This is a genomic window from Burkholderia sp. PU8-34 (assembly GCF_053427725.1).
Window position 1 is genome coordinate 203,179 of the sequence record NZ_JBSAXC010000010.1, and the last position, 16,538, is coordinate 219,716.

Consider the following 16,538-nt stretch of genomic DNA (forward strand, 5'->3'; position numbering starts at 1 on the left):
CCACCCCTGGGCCGTCAAGTCTCGTCATCTCCATACGTCTGCTTGCACGACGCCATCGCCGATCATGCGTAATCCCCCCGTCAGATCGTTAATCCCGGAACCGATTCGCCGATACCGCCAATATGACATCGCGATGCATGGGCACGCGCGCATGCAGCCCCGACCCGCGTCGCTCGACTGGCACGATCGTCGACGACAGGATGATCAGAACTGCCGGTTCGAAACCCGAAAACAGGCATGCGAGCAGCCGGTTGGCATCGCCCGGCCTTCTTTTCCCACCCCGCTCCCGGGCAGCCTCGAACAGGCTGCCATCTTCTCTTCAGTTTCTTTCCGTTACGTGACCGATGTAGCCGGACAACACGCATACCTGCCTGCGAACGTTCTTTTTGTTGACCTCATCCGACAAATCCCCAAACACATCAAATAGTTATCTTGAAATTCAGGCAAGGCACGCCAAAGAAACAATTCGATCGACAGTCAGGCGTTGCGTGAAAATTCCAATCACCGCAACGCGCTTCTCTTGCCGGAAACCACGCAAATACGGTAAGCCGAGCCGTGGCTGAGCGTACCGTAAAGGTATTTTGACTGCAAGGTGGATGCAGGAAATTGCAACGCCCGTCGTAAATTCGTCATTTTCCGAACGGATATTCGCGGCGCGGCACCCCGTTCAATCCGAGGGCGACTGCCCGTGCACACCCATGCGCTTCGCCAGCCCTCCACGCATTCCGGCTCGCGTCGCGCGCGGTTCGCGACACGCGTCAATCGCCCGCCCCCTGCGCGCCCTTCCCGACCGCCACCCGCTGCGCCCGATAAATCCCCGCGTGCCCGGAAAACAGATACGCGACGACACACGCGACGATTGCATACACGCCGATATCCGCGCCGAACAGCTCGATCGCCATGATGGTCGAAGCGATCGGCGTATTGGCCGCGCCCGCGAACACCGCGACGAAGCCGAGCCCCGCGAGCATCGGCACCGGCAGCGCGAGCAGCTGGCCCAGCGCATTGCCGAGCGTCGCGCCGATATAGAACAGCGGCGTCACCTCGCCGCCCTTGAAGCCCGATGCGAGCGTGACGACGGTAAACACGAATTTCCCCGCAAAATCGTAAAGCGGCAACGGGCCGTGAAACGCCGCCTCGATCGTCGGGATGCCGAGGCCGAGATACTGCGGCACGTTCAGCGCGGTCGCCGCGGCCGCGACGAGCACGCCGCCGACCACCGGCTGCAGCGGCGCATGGCGGACGCGCAGGCGAAACAGCGCCGACAGCGCATGCGTCGCATGCGCGAACAGCCGGCCGACGACGCCGAACGCCACACCCGCGACGACCGTCGCGGCGAGCCCCGCCGCCGTGACGGGCGGCACGAACGGGATCGCATACACGGTGTGATGCACGCCCCACAACCGGCACACGGCGTCCGCGACGATCGCCGACGCGACACATGCAAGCAGCGCGTCGTAACGCACGCGCCCGATCGCGAGCACTTCGAGCCCGAACACCGCGCCGGCGAGCGGCGTGCCGAACACCGACGCGAAACCCGCCGCGATCCCGCCCATCAGCAGCACGCGGCGATGCTCGCGGTCGAGGCGAAAAAGGTGCGTGACGCGATCGGCGAGCGCGCCGCCCATCTGCACGGCCGTGCCTTCGCGCCCGGCCGAGCCGCCGAACAGATGCGTGACGACGGTCGCAACGAGCACGAGCGGCGCCATCCGTTTCGGCACGAGCGCCTTCGGGTCGTGAATCTCGTCGATCAGCAGGTTGTTGCCGCGCGCGACCGACTGGCCGAAGCGGTGATAGACCCAGCCGGTCGCGAAGCCCGCCGCGGGCAGCCCCCACACCAGCCACGGGTGCGCGACGCGCGTGCCGGTCGCCCAGTCGAGCGCGATCAGGAACAGCGCGGACGCGGACCCGGCGAGCGCGCCGAGCAGCACCGAGAGCGCGAGCCAGCGGCACACGTAGCGCGCGGTCGCGAAAAGGTCGGCGGAAGTGTTGAACATCGGGTGATTTCCAGATTCGACAGAACACCAAACCTGGGCGGCAGAACACCGCATGGACGGCCTGCGACCTCCCGTACCCAGGAACGCGCAGGCATCATCAGCCGAGCAGTCGGACTGCCGGCGGTTGAGGGCCGGTGCGTGCTCATCGCGAGCGGGCGCGGGCCCCGGGGAGGCATGCCATCTCCGAAGCGCGCATTGTACGTGACGGCCAGCGTGGCGTGCAACGCGGGCCGTCAGACGCGCGGCTTGCGCGCCACGCGGGCGACCAACTGCGGCGCGATCCGGTCGAGCGGCAGGATCGCGCACGCCGCATCGATCGCGGCGGCCGCCTTCGACATCCCGTACACGGCGCTCGTCGCCGCGTCCTGCGCGATCGTGTAGCAGCCCTTCATGCGCATCGCCTTCAGGCCCAGCGCGCCATCGCGCCCCATCCCCGTCAGCAGCACGCCGATCGCATCGCCCTCCGGTTCCAGCAGTCGTCGACGGCGATCGCCACGTCGGTCAGGTCAACGGCCTCGCGGTTCATCATGTCCTCTTCTCATGCCGGCGTACGTCGCACGACGCTGGTTCGTTCATTGTCCTGCCGAGCGCCGCGCGCGCTCGAGCAGCCATTGCGCGCCCGCGCGGTCGCCGCCGACGTCGAGCAGCGTCGCGAGATGCGTGAGCGCTTCGTGATGCGTCGGCCGCAGATACAGCGCCTTGCGATAGAAATCGCCGGCTTCCGAGGCACGCCCCCGTGCGTCCGCAATCAATCCATGCAGATAGAACGCTTCCGCGTGCGGCCCGACGCAGTCCGTGAAGCGCGCGAGCGCGCGCTCGGCTTCGTCGAACGCGCCCGCGTTCGCGAGCGCCTGTGCGTCTTCCAGCGTCGGCGCATCGGCGCTGGCCGGCCGCGCTTCGGCATCCGCCGGCGCACGCTTGTCGCGTTCGCCGGCTGCGCGCTCCACTGCCGGCACGAACGGGCGCCGCGTCCCGTCGAGCCATGCCGGCTGCGCCGCCCGCGCCGCTGCGATGCGCGCCGCCGCGTACCGTTCGGTCCGGCGGTAGGGCGCGGCGGGCCGCGTCACGGCGAACCCACCGGGAAAGCTGCCGGCGACGCCGCCGGCGAACCCGTTTGCGAACCCGCCGGCGAACCCATCGGCGAGCCGGTCGGCGGCGCGCGGCCGCTGGAACGCAAACGCGAGCGGAATCCGCGCGGAGCGCAGCCCGTGCCGCATCGCGACCCCGGTCTCGGCCGGCCCGACGAACAGCATCCCGTCGTCGGCGAGGCGGTGCGCAAGCGAACGGATCACGCGGTCCTGCGCATCGCGCTCGAAATAGATCAGCACGTTGCGGCAGAACACGAAATCGTAGCGGGCGCCCCCGTCGCCGAGCGGCTCGATCAGGTTCGCCTGCCGGAACTGCACGCACGCGCGCACGCGCTCGTCGAGCAGCCAGCCGTCCGCCACCGGCACGAAATGCCGCGCGCGAAATTCCATCGCGCTCCCGCGGAACGCATTGCGCCCGTACCGGCCCCGCCGCGCGTGCTCGAGCGCATTGTCGCTCAGGTCGAGCGCGTCGATCGAGAAGCGGGCCGGATCGAGCCCTGCATCGAGCAGCGCCATCGCCGCCGAAAACGGCTCCTCGCCGGTCGAGCATGGCGCACTCAGCACGCGCACCACGCGTGTCGGATGCGCGGCGAGCCGCTCGAGCGCGAGCCGCGCGAGCGTCACGAATGCCTCGCGATCGCGGAAGAACCAGGTTTCCGGCACGACGATCAGCTCGATCAGCGCGCGCCGCTCGTCCGAGCTCGCGTTGAGGCGCTGCCAGTACGCATCGAGCGCCTCCGGCGACACGGGCGGCCGCGCGGCAGACGGCACGCGCGCGCCGTCCGTCGCCTGCGTCGCGTGGATACGCTCGGCCACCGCGCGCATCAGGAAATCGCTGCCGAGCGAGTCGGGATCGATGCCCGTCTCGCGCAGCACCCACGTATGAAAACGCGAATCGCCGATCCTCATGCTGGCAGCCCTCCGGGGCCGGACGTGTCGTCGAACAGGTGCAGCCGCGCGACCGCGTCGATCATGTCGCACACCGACACCTGCTGGACGATGCCGTCCGGCGTGTTCGCGATCGGGCCGAGCCAGCGCGTACGCGGTGTCGCGACGACGGTCGTGCGGAACGCGCCGCGGTCGATCCGCATCGTCTGCGTCGCGCGCTCGACGATCAGGCCGAGCACGCGCTCGCCGGCCTCCGCGCCGTTCGCGCCGTTCACACAGTTCACACAGTTCACCCCGTTCACACCGTTCACACCGTTCGCGCGATAGCGGACCATCACGAGCCGCGTCGAGCGCAATGCCTGCGCAGGCCGGCCGAGCGCAAGCATCGGCACGTCGATCACCGGCACCGGCACGTCACCGCACATCAGCAACCCGGCGATCCACGCGGGCGCGCCAGGCACCGCCTTCGTGGTCGCGAGCGGCAGCACCGCGTCGATGCCGGCGGCGTCGAGCACGTAGCGCTCGCCGTCCAGATCGAACAGCAGGAACAGCGCATGCGCGCCGTGCTGGGCGTCCGCGCGCATCACGCGTCGACCTTGAAGCGCGACACGCTGGTGCGCAGCTGGCTCGCGACACGCGTCAGGTCATCGATCGCCTGCGACGACTGGCGCAGCGATTCGGCCGTCTGCTGCGCGGCTTCCGACAGCTGCGACAGCGCCTGCGTGATCTGCTCGGCGCCGCTCGCCTGCGTCTGCATCCCTTCGTTGACCATCTGGAAGCGCGGCGCGAGCGTCTGCACCTCGGCGATGATCTGCGACAACTGGCTGCCAACCTGCTGCACGTCGAGCATCCCGCGCCGCACCTCCTCGGAGAACTTGTCCATCCCCATCACGCCGGCCGACACCGCCGACTGGATTTCCTTCACCGTCTGTTCGATGTCGTAGGTCGCCACCGCCGTCTGGTCGGCGAGGCGGCGGATCTCGGTCGCGACGACCGCAAAGCCGCGGCCGTACTCGCCGGCCTTCTCGGCTTCGATCGCCGCGTTCAGCGACAGCAGGTTGGTCTGGTCGGCGACTTTCGTGATCGTCGCGACGACCTGGTTGATGTTCAGCGCCTTCTCGTTCAGGATCGCGAGCTTCGCGTTCACCGACCCCGCCGCGTCCATCACGCTGCGCATCGTCTCGCCCATCCGCGTGAGGCCGCTCTGGCTCACGCCCGCGAGCGTCGCCGACTGCTCGGCCACGCCGGCGACCTCGTTCATCGTGCTCAGCAGGTCGCGCGACGTCGCGAAGATCTCGCGGGACGTCGCGCCGATCTCGGTTGTCGTCGCGGCCGTCTCGTTCGCGGTCGCCTGCTGCTCGCGCGACGTCGCCGCGATCTCGGCAACCGACGTCGTCACCTGCAGCGACGATTGCTGCGCGCGCGCGACGAGCTCGGCCAGTTCGTCGGCCATCCGGTTGAAGCCGCCCTGCAGCGTGCCGAATTCGTCGTGGCGGCGCAGGTCGAGGCGCTGCGTGAGGTTGCCGGTGCGCATCGCGTCGTGCACGCCGACGAGCCGCGCCATCGGCACCGTGATCGACCGGTACAGCCCGTAGCCGAGCGCGAGCGCGATCAGCAGCACGGCGGCCAGCGCGACCGCCAGCACGATCTCGGTGCCCTGCACCGATTCGCGGATCAGTTTCGCGGACTGGTCCGCGAACTTGCGGTTTTCCTGGACCATCGTGTTCGCGCCGCGCACGGCCTCGCTCCACGCGGGCACCGTGCGCGCATAGGCGGCGAGCGCCTCGTCGCGCGATGCGCCGTTCTTCTGTACCGCGTCGATCAGGAGCGGCAGGTAGCGGTCGTACGCGGCGCGAAACGACACGAAACGCGCGCGATCCTCCTCGCGGAAGATCGAGTTCTGATAGTCGACCGACAGCGCGTCGATCTCCTTCGTCGCCTCACCGATCTTCGCGAGTTCGCGGTGCACGGCCTCGGGATCGGTCTCGACGAAGGTCGCCTGCTGCAGCCGCACGAACGACTCGTTGACCGACGCGCGCAACGACGACGCGAGATACACGCCCGGCAGCGAGTCGCGCTCGATGCTGACCGCTTCGCTGTTGATCGCGCGCAGCCGATCGTAGGACACGCCGGCCGTCAGCAGCATCAGCACGAACAGCACGCCGAAGCTGAGCAGGATGCGGTTGCCGAGCGTCAGCCGGACACCGCCGATCGTCGGATGCAAGCTTTCATTGGTCGCGCTGGGCGTCACGGTAGCCATGTTCGTTGTGGGCTTTCAGAATCAGCATTGAAAAAAGACTGCGGAAAAGGACTGCGCCCGAAGCCGCGCCCGCCGCAACGGTGCGGCACGGTCACATGAGGATCGGGCGATGACGCGCGCGGTGCGGCCGGCACGAAGCGCGCCGCAGCGCCGGCTCACCGTTCCGCTTGCGCCGGCAGCCGGAGCGCGACCATGAAGCCGCGCGCGGTATTGCGCATCAGGATCTGGCCGCGGTGCCGCGCGGCGGTCGCGCGGACGAACGCGAGCCCGAGGCCGAAGCCGGCGCGCGCCGCGCCGTGCGCGGACTCGAGGCGCACGAACGATTCGGTCGCCGACGCGCGCTGCGCGGGCGCGATGCCGGAGCCGGCGTCCTCGACGCCGATCAGCCACGCGCCGCCGTCGCCGCTCAGCGCGCAATGCACGTCCGTGCCGGCCGGGCCGTACTTCAGCGCGTTGTCGATCAGGTTCGCGACCGCGCGCGTCAGCATCATCCGGTCGCCCATCGTCACGCATTCGGCATCGGGCACCTGCGCGGCAACCCGGCTGCCGAACCCGGCCGCCTTCTCCCACAGCTGGTCGACGGCGTCGAGCACGATCTCGTTGAGGCTGACGACATCGTGCGCGCGCCGCTCCGATTGCGCACGGGTCAGGTGGATGAAGCCGTCGGCGAGCGCGAGCGCGCGGCGCGCGTGGCCCGCGATCCGCTCCATGATCGGCGGCATGTCGCCATGCTCGGCGCGGTACACGTCGAGCAGCGCGAGAATCGACGTCTGCGGCGAACGCATATCGTGCGACAGGAAATCGAGCGCCTCGTCGCGCTGGCGCGACATCAGATAGGAATTCGAATGGTAGCGAATGCGCGCCGTCAGCTCCATCGCGTCGGGCAGCTTGACCAGATAGTCGTTCGCGCCGGCGACGAACGCCTCGCGCTTGACAACCGGCTCTTCCTTCGCGGACAGCACGATGATCGGCACGCGTGCGGTGCCCGCGTCCGCGCGCCACGCGCGGACGAGGTCGAGACCGTCGATGTTCGGCATCACGAGATCCTGCAGGATCACCGTCGGCTTCACGTCGCGCGCGACGGTCATCGCGCGCTGCGCGTCGGTGCAAATATGCAGGTCGATGTCGTGCTCGCCGCGCAGCGCGCGGCGGATCACTTCGCCGACGAACGGTTGATCGTCGACGAGCAGGACCGATAACCCGGATTCAAGACAATCCGATGGGTTTTCCTCGTTCGATTCTTTCATAAATTCCGTTTCATGCGCCGAATATCCAATCGATTCTTTCATGAGAGTTGTTTATCCGACTTAAACACAATCTTATTTTTACGGAAGAGAGACCTCTCTGTATTTGCCGATCTGGCCCGTCGGCATTGCCTTGCGGGGCGGCGAGCGCCGATTTTCCCCGTCGCCGCTCGCACGCCTTCCCCCGCCGCGTCTCTCAATAAAAATAACCGGCTGATTCTAAATGAAATTAGAACCAAGCATCCATCTAGTCCCATGCCGGTTTTGCCAAATTCGCGAAATGCGTCGCGTTCGGTTAAACGGGACCATTTTCCGGGTTGAAATCGCGCGTCGCGATGCAGCCGCCGCGGGCATGCTTGCACGCGCTGCAAGGCGGCAAAGCCGCGCCGAGGCAAACGCAATGAGGTGATGCGGAATCGAAGCGCCCGCCGCCGCCCGGCGTTCAGCCGCGTGCGTGCTGCGCGGACACTTCCTGCAGATCGAGATCGCGTTCGAGCGCGTGCAGCATTTCGTCGTGGATCTGGCCGGAGCGATGCAGCCGCAGCAGTTCCGCGCGGCCCGCCGCGATCGCGGCCAGCACGACGTCGTAGTGCGCGGTGCGCGCGCTTTCCGGATACGCGGGCTCGTTCTGCACCCGTTGCGTCAGTTCCGCGCGGTACGTGTACTGCTCGAGCAGGCGCGGGTGGATCACGACACCGTTCGCATCGCGCACCAGCGGCTGGATCGCCGCGAGCTGCGCGGCCTCGACGCGCGCCCACGCCTGCGGCTCGGTCAGGTGAGGCCCGGCATTCGCGGGATGCTGCGCCAGCCGCAGCAGCTGGATCAGCGGGCCGATCGTCGTGCCCTGCAGCAGCACGGTGACGAGGATCACCGCAAACGCGGCAACGAGGATCAGGTCGCGGCCCGGCATCGCTTCGGGCAGCGACAACGCGACCGCGAGCGTCACGACGCCGCGCATCCCCGCCCAGCTCATCACCGTCGCGGCTTTCCAGTCGGGCCAGCACCGGCTGCGCGTCAGTACGCGCGCCGGCCACTTCAGCGCCTCGACCGCATAGATCCACACGAATCGCGACACGACCACCGAGGCCAGCACCGCGAGCACGGCCGGCATCATCGTGCCGATCACCTGTTCGAAGCCGCCGAGCCGGTGGATCACGCCGCGCAGCGACAGGCCGATCAGCACGAACACAAGCGCTTCGAGCAGGAACACGATGACCTGCCAGAACGCGGTGGCGCGCGTGCGCACCGCCGCCGAGAACACCTCGTGCTGGTGCCAGCCGAGCATCATGCCGACCACGACGGTCGCGATTACGCCGGACACCTCGAGCATTTCGCCGGCGATGTAGCCGATCCAGCCCGACAGCACTGCGACGGTGATCACGAGGTAATCGTCGTCGAGCAGTTTCAGGAACCGCACGACGAGCCAGCCGATCACGAAGCCGACCACGACGCCGCCGATCCCCAGTTCCGCGAAGCCGACGAGCGCATGCTGGAAGCTGAACGCGCCGGTCAGCGCGGCGACGACCGCGAAGCGGAACAGCACGAGGCCCGCCGCGTCGTTCAGCAGGCTCTCCCCTTCGAGCAGCACCATCAGCCGGCGCGGCAGCGCGACGCGCTCGAGCACGGCCTTCGCCGCGACCGCGTCGGGCGGCGACACGATCGCGCCGAGCGCGAAACAGGCTGCCCACGGCAGCGACGGCACGACCCAGTGCACGGCGAGCCCGACCGCGAGCGTCGTGAAGGCCACCGCGCCGATCGCGAGCAGCAGGATGCCGCCCACGTTGCGCTTGAATTCCTCCCACACGGAGAAATACGCGCCGTCCATCAGCAGCGGCGGCAGGAATACGACCAGCACGAGTTCGGGATCGAGGTTGATCGGCGGCAGACCCGGAATGAACGCGATGCCGATGCCGCCGACGAGCAGCGCTGCGGCGGGCGGCAAGCGCACGCGCTTCGCGATGCATTCGAGTGCAACAATCGCGAGGAATGACAACAGAACCAGCTTGAATGCCGAGACGGGGGACATGAAACGACCTCGCGAGGAAATAATCCGCCGGCGGCCGGGAGTCGGACCCCGGCCGCCGTGTCGCGCGATTACATCACGACGCCCCCATGCAGTCGAGGATGCGCGGCGAACGCGTGACGTGTACGCCAGGCATCGATCGGCATTCGACGCGTGGCCGAAACGAAACGCGGCATGCAAGGCCGGTTCCGACGCCGGCCTGCATGCCGCGAGACTTCCCGGGCCGCCGCGCGCTACCTGCGCCGCACGACCATCAGGCGAGGCTCGGTCATGTCCTCGATCGCATAGCGGATCCCTTCGCGGCCGAGGCCCGAATCCTTCACGCCGCCGTACGGCATGTTGTCGACACGGAACGACGGCACGTCGTTGATCACCACACCGCCTACGTCGAGCTCGTCCCACGCGCGCTGCGTGTGCGCGAGCGAATCGGTGAACACGCCGGCCTGCAGCCCGAAGTCACTGTCGTTCACGCACGCGAGCGCATCGTCGAAAGCGTCGAATTTCTCGAGGATCGCAACGGGGCCGAACGCTTCCTTCCGGTACAGGTCCTGATCGCGGCCAACGTTCTCCAGCAGCGTCGCCTCGAACATCGCGCCGTCGACCTTGCCGCCCGCGACGATCTTCGCGCCCGCCGCGACGGCCGCGTTCATCCACCCTTCGAGCCGGCGCGATTCGGATTCGGAGATCATCGGGCCGACGAACGTCGCCGGATCCTTCGGGTCGCCCATCTTCAGCGAACGCGTCTTTGCGATCAGCTTGTCGCGCAGCGCGTCGTACAGGTCAGCGTGCACGAGGATCCGCTGCACGCCGATGCAGCTCTGGCCCGACTGATAGAACGCGCCGAACGCGAGCCGGTCGACCACGTAGTCGAGCCGGTCGCGCTGGTCCGCGTCGACGATCGCGGCCGCGTTGCCGCCCAGCTCCAGCACGACCTTCTTCTTGCCGGCCTTCTCCTTCAGCGCCCAGCCGACCGCGGGCGAGCCCGTGAACGACAGCAGCTTGAAGCGCTCGTCCGTCGTGAACAGGTCCGCGCCGTCGCGATGCGCGGGCAGCACCGAGAACGCACCCTTCGGCAGGTCGGTTTCCGCGAGCACTTCGCCGATGATCAGCGCGCCGATCGGCGTGCGGCTCGCCGGCTTCAGCACGAACGGGCAGCCGGCCGCGAGCGCGGGCGCGACCTTGTGCGCGGCGAGGTTCAGCGGGAAATTGAACGGCGAGATGAACGAGCACGGGCCGATCGGCACGCGCTTCGTATAGCCCGTGTAGCCCTGCGCACGCGCGGAGATCTCGAGGTTGATCACCTCGCCGTCGATCCGCACCGATTCCTCGGACGCGACGCGGAACGTGTCGATCAGCCGCGTCACTTCGCCCTTCGAATCGTTGATCGGCTTGCCGGCCTCGATGCACAGCGCCTCAGCCAGCTCGTCGAAGCGCTCGCGAAAGCGTGCGACGCAGTGGTCGAGCACGGCCTGCCGCTTGTATGCCGGCAGCTCGCGCATCGGCTTCGCGGCGGCAACCGCCGCGCCGATCGCCGCATCGATCGCCTTCGCGTCGGCGAGTGCGACGCGCGTCGCCACTTCGCCGCTGTACTTGTCCGTCACCTCGAGATCGGTGTTCGCGTACACGGCAACGTTGGCCAGGTAATACGGATAGGTTTCCTTCAGCATGGAACGTCTCCTTCCGGTGAAGTCAGAGCTGCGCCGACAGGCGCTTGATCTCGCGGTTCAGCACGCGCTCGTTGTCCGAGTAGTCGATCGGCACGTCGATCACGTGCACGCCCGGCGACGCAAAGCACTCGCGCAACAGCGGCTCGAGATCGTCGGCCGCCTCGACGCGGTGGCCGTGCGCACCGTAGCTTTGCGCATACGCGACGAAATCGGGGTTCTGCAGCGTCATCGCGAAGTCGGGGAAGTTCATGTTCTCCTGCTTCCAGCGGATCATCCCGAACGCGTCGTCGCGCAGGATCATCACGACGATGTCGAGCTTCAGCCGCACCGCCGTTTCGAGCTCCTGCGAGTTCATCATGAAGCCGCCGTCGCCGCAGACGGCGATCACCTTGCGCTGCGGATGCACGATCTTCGTCGCGATCGCCGACGGCAGGCCCGCGCCCATCGACGCGAGCGCGTTGTCGAGCAGCAGCGAGTTCGGCTCGTGCGCGCGCCAGTAGCGCGCGAACCAGATCTTGTACATCCCGTTGTCGAGACAGACGATCCCGTCGTCCGGCAGCGCGTTGTACAGGTCGTTCACGATCCGCACCGGATACATCGGGAAGCGCGGATCGTGCTGCCCCTTCTGCAGGTGGGCCTCGAAGTGCTCCTTGATCATCGCGAAGCGCGCGAAATCCCAGTGCGGCTGCGGCGCGATCGCTTCCTTCATCTGCCACACAGCGTTCGCGATGTCGCCGACCACCTCGATCTGCGGGAAATAGACGGGGTCGACCTGCGCGCCGAGGAAGTTCACGTGGATCACCGTCTTGTCGTCCGCGCGCATGAAGAACGGCGGCTTCTCGATCACGTCGTGGCCGACGTTGATGATGCAGTCCGCATGCTCGATCGCGCGGTGCACGAAGTCGCCGTCCGACAGTGTCGCGTTGCCGAGCCACAGCGGGTGCATCTCGTCGATCACGCCCTTGCCCATCTGCGTCGTGAAGAACGGAATGCCCGTCTTGTCGACGAATTCGACCAGGATCTTGCGGGTGGTCTTGCGGTTGCCGCCCGCGCCGATCATCAGGAGCGGATAGCGCGCGGCCTGGATCGCATCGACCGCATGCGCGACCGCCTTCTCCTCGGCGATCGGCCGCCGGCTGTAGCTGCGCGGGATCGGCTTGCCGTCGCCTTCCTCGTGCGCGATGTCTTCCGGCAGCTCGAGGTGGGCCGCGCCGGGGCGTTCCTCCTCCGCGCGCCGGAATGCCTCGCGCACGGCCGACGGGATGTTGCCGATCGACACGATCTGCCGCGTGAATTTCGTGAGCGGCTGCATCATGTCGACGACGTCGACGATCTGGAAGTGGCCCTGCTTGCTGGACTTGATCGGCTTCTGCCCGGTGATCATCAGCATCGGCATCCCGCCGAGCTGCGCATACGCGGCCGCCGTCACGAAGTTGGTCGCGCCCGGGCCGAGCGTCGCCAGGCAGACGCCCGTCTTGCCTGTCAGGCGCCCGTAGGTGGCGGCCATGAACCCGGCCGCCTGCTCGTGCCGGGTCAGCACGAGCTTGATCCGCGATCGCCGCAGCGATTCGAGCAGATCGAGGTTTTCCTCGCCGGGAATGCCGAACACATACTCGACGCCTTCGGCTTCCAGCGCCTTCACGAACAGATCCGATGCTTTCATGGGGGGACTCTCGGTTGATGCCGCCTGCCCGGCCTACGGACGCGCGGCGCTCAGGACGCACGCCGGCCTACGGCGCGCGGACGTTTACCTGCTGCTCACACACCACTGCACTTGCCCGCCGCGCAGCGCGCGGCGGCGTCTCCGGAACCCGGAGGACGAACGGATCCGCCGGCGCGCAACGAACGCGCACCGGCGGCAAAGACATTTTTGATTGTAGTCGGAATCCGGAAATGTCGACTTCGATCGCCGGCCGCACCGGGCTGTCACGGACGGATCGGCCGAACGGTCATTTAACCGACAAATGGAGCGGGCGGCCTTATGGTCGTCGGTACGACAGAAACCGGCAGGCACGCATTTGCGATGCCCTCCATCTTGCATTCGCCACGCCGAAACTTGATCGGTTAGGTCTCCTGTTGGCGATTGCACACATCGGTGCTTCGGCGCACGCGTCGCCGGAATTCTGGCTGAACCTGCAAGCCACGTACGACCTCAAAACGCTGCCGACGCGCAATGAGATCGACCGGAAGGTTGAACCGCGCGAGCGCAGGCACGCATAAGCACGCGTCCCGCAGAACAATCCACGCTGGAGAGCGTCCGCGATCACGGCCGCGTCAATGCAGCCAGCCGCCCGCCCAGCGCGGCACCAGCGACACCAGATACAGCCCGAGCCCGATCAGCCCGCCGACCAGCGTGCCGTTGATGCGGATGTACTGCAGATCCTTGCCGATGTTGAGCTCGATCTGCCGCGACATCTCGCGCGCATCCCAATTGCGCACCGTGTCGCGGATGTGACGCATCAGGAAGTCCGCGAAATCCGGCGCCATCTCGTACACCGCTTTCTCGATGTGCTCGTTCAGCGACGCGCGCAACGCCGGGCTTTCCGCGAGCCGTGCGCCGAGCCAGCCGCCGAGCGTCGCGGCCTGCCGGTGCAGCGTCGAATCGGTACGCGCGAGATCGGCCTTCAGCCACGCGCGCAGTTGATCCCACAGATCCCTCACGTACGTGTTGAACGCGTCGCCGTCGCGGATGTAGCGCTTGATCTCCTCACCCTTCTCGATGAACGCGGGATCGTGCTTCAGGCGCTCGGTCAGGCGCTCGACGACCCGGTCGAAGCGCTGGCGCAATTCATGCTCGGGATCGGCCGCCACGCCTTCGAGCACGCGGCTGACCGCATTCGCGACCAGTTCCGCGCCGTTCTCGCCGAGCCAGTGGGTCGGCATGATCTTCTCGAATTTCGGATACTGCGTCTTCAGCCATTCGACGATGAAGCCCGCGATCACCTCGCGGTTCTCGGGTTTCGCGAGCACGTCGACGACCTGCTCGATCGCGTCGTCGAGCAACGCCTGGTGGCGGCCGTCCTTCGTCAGCGTATCGAGGATCGCGCCGGCCGATTGCGACAGGTCGACCTTGTCGACCAGCGCGCGAAACGCGTCGTGCACGAACGACTGGATCCGCGCGTCGTCGGTCATGTCGAGCGCGAAGCTCATCAGCTTCGTCACGTAGCCGCCGAGCGCGTCGGTGTTTGCGGGCTCGCCGAGCCACGCGCCGAGCATCTGCGCGGGATCGTGCTGGCGGATCTGCGCGGCGAGTGCCTCGGGGCCGAGGAATTTCTCGCGCACGAAAATCGCGAGGTTGTCGGCGATCTTGTCCTTGTTCTGCGGAATGATTTCGGTGTGGCGCGACACGATCGGGATCGGCACGCGGCGGAACAGCGCGACGACCGCGAACCAGTCGGCGAGCGCGCCGACCATCGCGGCCTCGGCCACCGCCTTGATCCCGTCGACCCACACGCCGCGCGGCAGGAAGATCGTGGTCGCGAACACCGCGACGGCGACGAGCAGCAACGACAGCGCGCGGCGCTTGCTGCGATTCAGTTCGAGGGCTTTGTCTGGCGTCATGGCGGCAGGCGAATCGGGGATGCCGCTAATATCCCCGATTTCGCGGCGGCCGACAAACGCGCTGCGTGATGCTCGACAGGCCCGCGCGACCGCCGCCGAGCGTCACGTCGCGCATCACGTCGTACATCACGTCATACATCACGTCGTACATCGCGTCGCGCAGTCGTCCGGCATGTGCGCGCAGCCGGCAACATCATCGCCAACTGCAATCCGACGTCCACGGCGGCGATGCCCGCCGCGCGCCCTTTTTGTCACAAAAACGTCTTCAGGTTCACCGCCGGATCGGCAAGCCGCTCCGGATCGGGCACCGCACCCGCCGCGATCATCCGGCGGCATGCGCCGATGTCGCGCCCCGCCTTCACCGCGGCGGCCGCGACAAGCTTGCCGTCGTCGCCAAGCCCGAACACCGTGAACGGCCCGTTCGACGGATCGCCGCGCACGACCGTGGTCTTCTCGCCGCCGAACAGCCCGAGCATCTGCAGGTTGCAGTCGTACTGATCCGACCAGAGCCAAGGCAGCTCCGCATAGGCCTCGTCCGCGCCGAGCACGTTCGCCGCCGCGACGGCCGGCTGATTCTCCGCGACCTGCCACGACTCGATCCGCACGTGCCGGCCGAGCAGCGGATTGAAGTGCATCGTCACCTCGCCCGCCGCGAAGATCGCCGGATCGTTCGTGCGGCAGCCCGCGTCGACGCGCACGCCGTTGTCGACGTCGAGCCCCGCCGCTTCGGCGAGCTCGACGTTCGGCACGACGCCGATCCCGACGACCACGACATCGGCCGGCACGTCGCCGCGGTCCGTCTCGACCACCGCGCCACTCGAAGCGTTACCCGATGCGCCGCGCCGGATCGCGCGCGGCAGCGTCGACAGCCGGAACCCGACGCCACGCCCGTCGTGCATCTGTTGCGCAAACGCGCCGACCACTTCAGGCAGCGCGCGCTGCAGCAGACGCGCGGCCGGATCGATCACCGTCACCGCGCAGCCGAGCTGGCGCGCGGCCGCAGCCACTTCCAGACCGATGAACCCGCCGCCGAGGACCGCGACATGCTTGCCCGGCGCCAGCGCTGCACGCAGCGCACGCGCATCGGCGACCGTGCGCACGTAATGCAGCGGCACGTCCGCATCCACCGGCCCGCCGAACCTGCGAACCCGCGAGCCGGTCGCGAGCACGAGGCGCCGATACGGCAGCGTCGCGCCGTCAGCGAGCCGCACGCGCTGCGCGACGCGCTCGATCGCCTCGACCCGCGTGCCGAGCCGCAGCTCGATCCGCTGCGCGTCGTACCATGCGGCATCGCGCACGAACGCGCGCTGCTCGCCCTCGTCGCTCAGCAGTGCATCCTTCGACAGCGCGGGCCGGTCGTAAGGCAGCTCGCGCTCCGCGCCGATCATCACGATGCGCGCGTCGGCGTCGCGCGCGCGCAGCGCCTCGGCAGCCCGCCGCGCGGCGTGCCCGGCGCCGACGATCACGATAGGGTCAGCCGACATTGACTTCTACCTGTCCGTCGACGATCCGGATCGGATAGGTCCGCACCGGTTCCGTGATCGGCGCGCATTTCGGCGCACCGGTGCGGATGTCGATCAGCCCCTGATGCAGCGGGCATTCGACGCAGCCATCCTCGACATAGCCTTCCGACAGCCGCGCGTGGCCGTGCGTGCACAGGTCGTGCATCGCGAACAGTTCGTCGCCGATCCGGAAGACGGCGATCGGCTTCTGCCCGGCGACGCGCGCCGCCGGTTCGTCTTCGGAGAATTCGTCGAAGGCGCCGAGCGGATGCCACTCGGTCAGTGTTGCTTCAGTCATGGCGTTCCTC

Annotated in this window: 12 protein-coding genes, 1 pseudogene and 1 riboswitch; of the genes and pseudogenes, 1 reads left to right on the forward strand and 12 read right to left on the reverse strand. The window is 67.7% G+C overall.

From position 1 onward, the window contains the following. Window positions 1-758 precede the first annotated feature (758 nt). From ACV22Z_RS23470 to ACV22Z_RS23510, 9 genes and pseudogenes are all read right to left on the reverse strand, one after another. A complete protein-coding gene (locus tag ACV22Z_RS23470) occupies window positions 759-1,997 on the reverse strand; it encodes a voltage-gated chloride channel family protein (protein WP_448078657.1) in 1,239 nt (412 codons plus the stop codon). A gap of 81 nt (window positions 1,998-2,078) precedes the next feature. Next, a riboswitch (Fluoride riboswitch) is annotated at window positions 2,079-2,191 on the reverse strand. A 39-nt stretch (window positions 2,192-2,230) separates the two neighbouring features. Beyond that, window positions 2,231-2,461 (reverse strand): annotated as a pseudogene (locus tag ACV22Z_RS23475) (chemotaxis protein CheB); the annotation flags it as partial. A gap of 108 nt (window positions 2,462-2,569) precedes the next feature. After that, the gene (locus ACV22Z_RS23480; protein ID WP_448078658.1) at window positions 2,570-3,994 is read right to left on the reverse strand and encodes a CheR family methyltransferase; all 1,425 of its coding nucleotides are present in this window, start codon (window positions 3,992-3,994) and stop codon (window positions 2,570-2,572) included. Beyond that, complete coding sequence (locus ACV22Z_RS23485; protein WP_448078659.1) at window positions 3,991-4,560, reverse strand: chemotaxis protein CheW; 570 nt, start codon at window positions 4,558-4,560, stop codon at window positions 3,991-3,993. The genes ACV22Z_RS23480 and ACV22Z_RS23485 overlap by 4 nt, the downstream gene beginning before the upstream one ends. Continuing rightward, window positions 4,557-6,233, reverse strand: a complete 1,677-nt coding sequence (locus ACV22Z_RS23490; protein WP_448078660.1) for a methyl-accepting chemotaxis protein — start codon at window positions 6,231-6,233, stop codon at window positions 4,557-4,559. Before ACV22Z_RS23490 ends, ACV22Z_RS23485 begins: the two co-directional genes overlap by 4 nt. 155 nt (window positions 6,234-6,388) lie before the next feature. Beyond that, entirely contained in the window at window positions 6,389-7,522 is a 1,134-nt protein-coding gene (locus ACV22Z_RS23495) for a hybrid sensor histidine kinase/response regulator (RefSeq protein WP_448078661.1), read from the reverse strand. A gap of 397 nt (window positions 7,523-7,919) precedes the next feature. Then, the gene (locus ACV22Z_RS23500) at window positions 7,920-9,503 is read right to left on the reverse strand and encodes a Na+/H+ antiporter (protein WP_448078662.1); all 1,584 of its coding nucleotides are present in this window, start codon (window positions 9,501-9,503) and stop codon (window positions 7,920-7,922) included. Window positions 9,504-9,733: 230 nt separating this feature from the next. After that, on the reverse strand, window positions 9,734-11,167 hold the full coding sequence (locus tag ACV22Z_RS23505; RefSeq protein ID WP_448078663.1) for an aldehyde dehydrogenase family protein: 1,434 nt from the start codon (window positions 11,165-11,167) through the stop codon (window positions 9,734-9,736). A gap of 22 nt (window positions 11,168-11,189) precedes the next feature. Beyond that, complete coding sequence (locus tag ACV22Z_RS23510) at window positions 11,190-12,830, reverse strand: acetolactate synthase large subunit (RefSeq protein WP_448078664.1); 1,641 nt, start codon at window positions 12,828-12,830, stop codon at window positions 11,190-11,192. Between the two features lie 230 nt (window positions 12,831-13,060). Between ACV22Z_RS23510 and ACV22Z_RS23515 the strand changes: the two genes are divergently transcribed. Next, window positions 13,061-13,387: a hypothetical protein gene (locus ACV22Z_RS23515; protein ID WP_448078665.1), complete on the forward strand. Its 327-nt coding sequence runs from the start codon at window positions 13,061-13,063 to the stop codon at window positions 13,385-13,387. Between the two features lie 54 nt (window positions 13,388-13,441). On the opposite strand, the gene ACV22Z_RS23520 is transcribed toward ACV22Z_RS23515, so the two are convergent. The 3 genes from ACV22Z_RS23520 to andAb form a co-directional block, all read right to left on the reverse strand. After that, window positions 13,442-14,728 (reverse strand): DUF445 domain-containing protein, encoded by a 1,287-nt coding sequence (locus ACV22Z_RS23520; RefSeq protein ID WP_448078666.1) that lies wholly within the window; start codon window positions 14,726-14,728, stop codon window positions 13,442-13,444. Window positions 14,729-14,979: 251 nt separating this feature from the next. Continuing rightward, a complete protein-coding gene (gene andAa / locus ACV22Z_RS23525; RefSeq protein WP_448078667.1) occupies window positions 14,980-16,212 on the reverse strand; it encodes an anthranilate 1,2-dioxygenase system ferredoxin--NAD(+) reductase in 1,233 nt (410 codons plus the stop codon). Then, the gene (gene andAb / locus ACV22Z_RS23530) at window positions 16,202-16,528 is read right to left on the reverse strand and encodes an anthranilate 1,2-dioxygenase ferredoxin subunit AndAb (protein WP_089474370.1); all 327 of its coding nucleotides are present in this window, start codon (window positions 16,526-16,528) and stop codon (window positions 16,202-16,204) included. Before andAb ends, andAa begins: the two co-directional genes overlap by 11 nt. Between the last annotated feature and the right edge of the window lie 10 nt (window positions 16,529-16,538).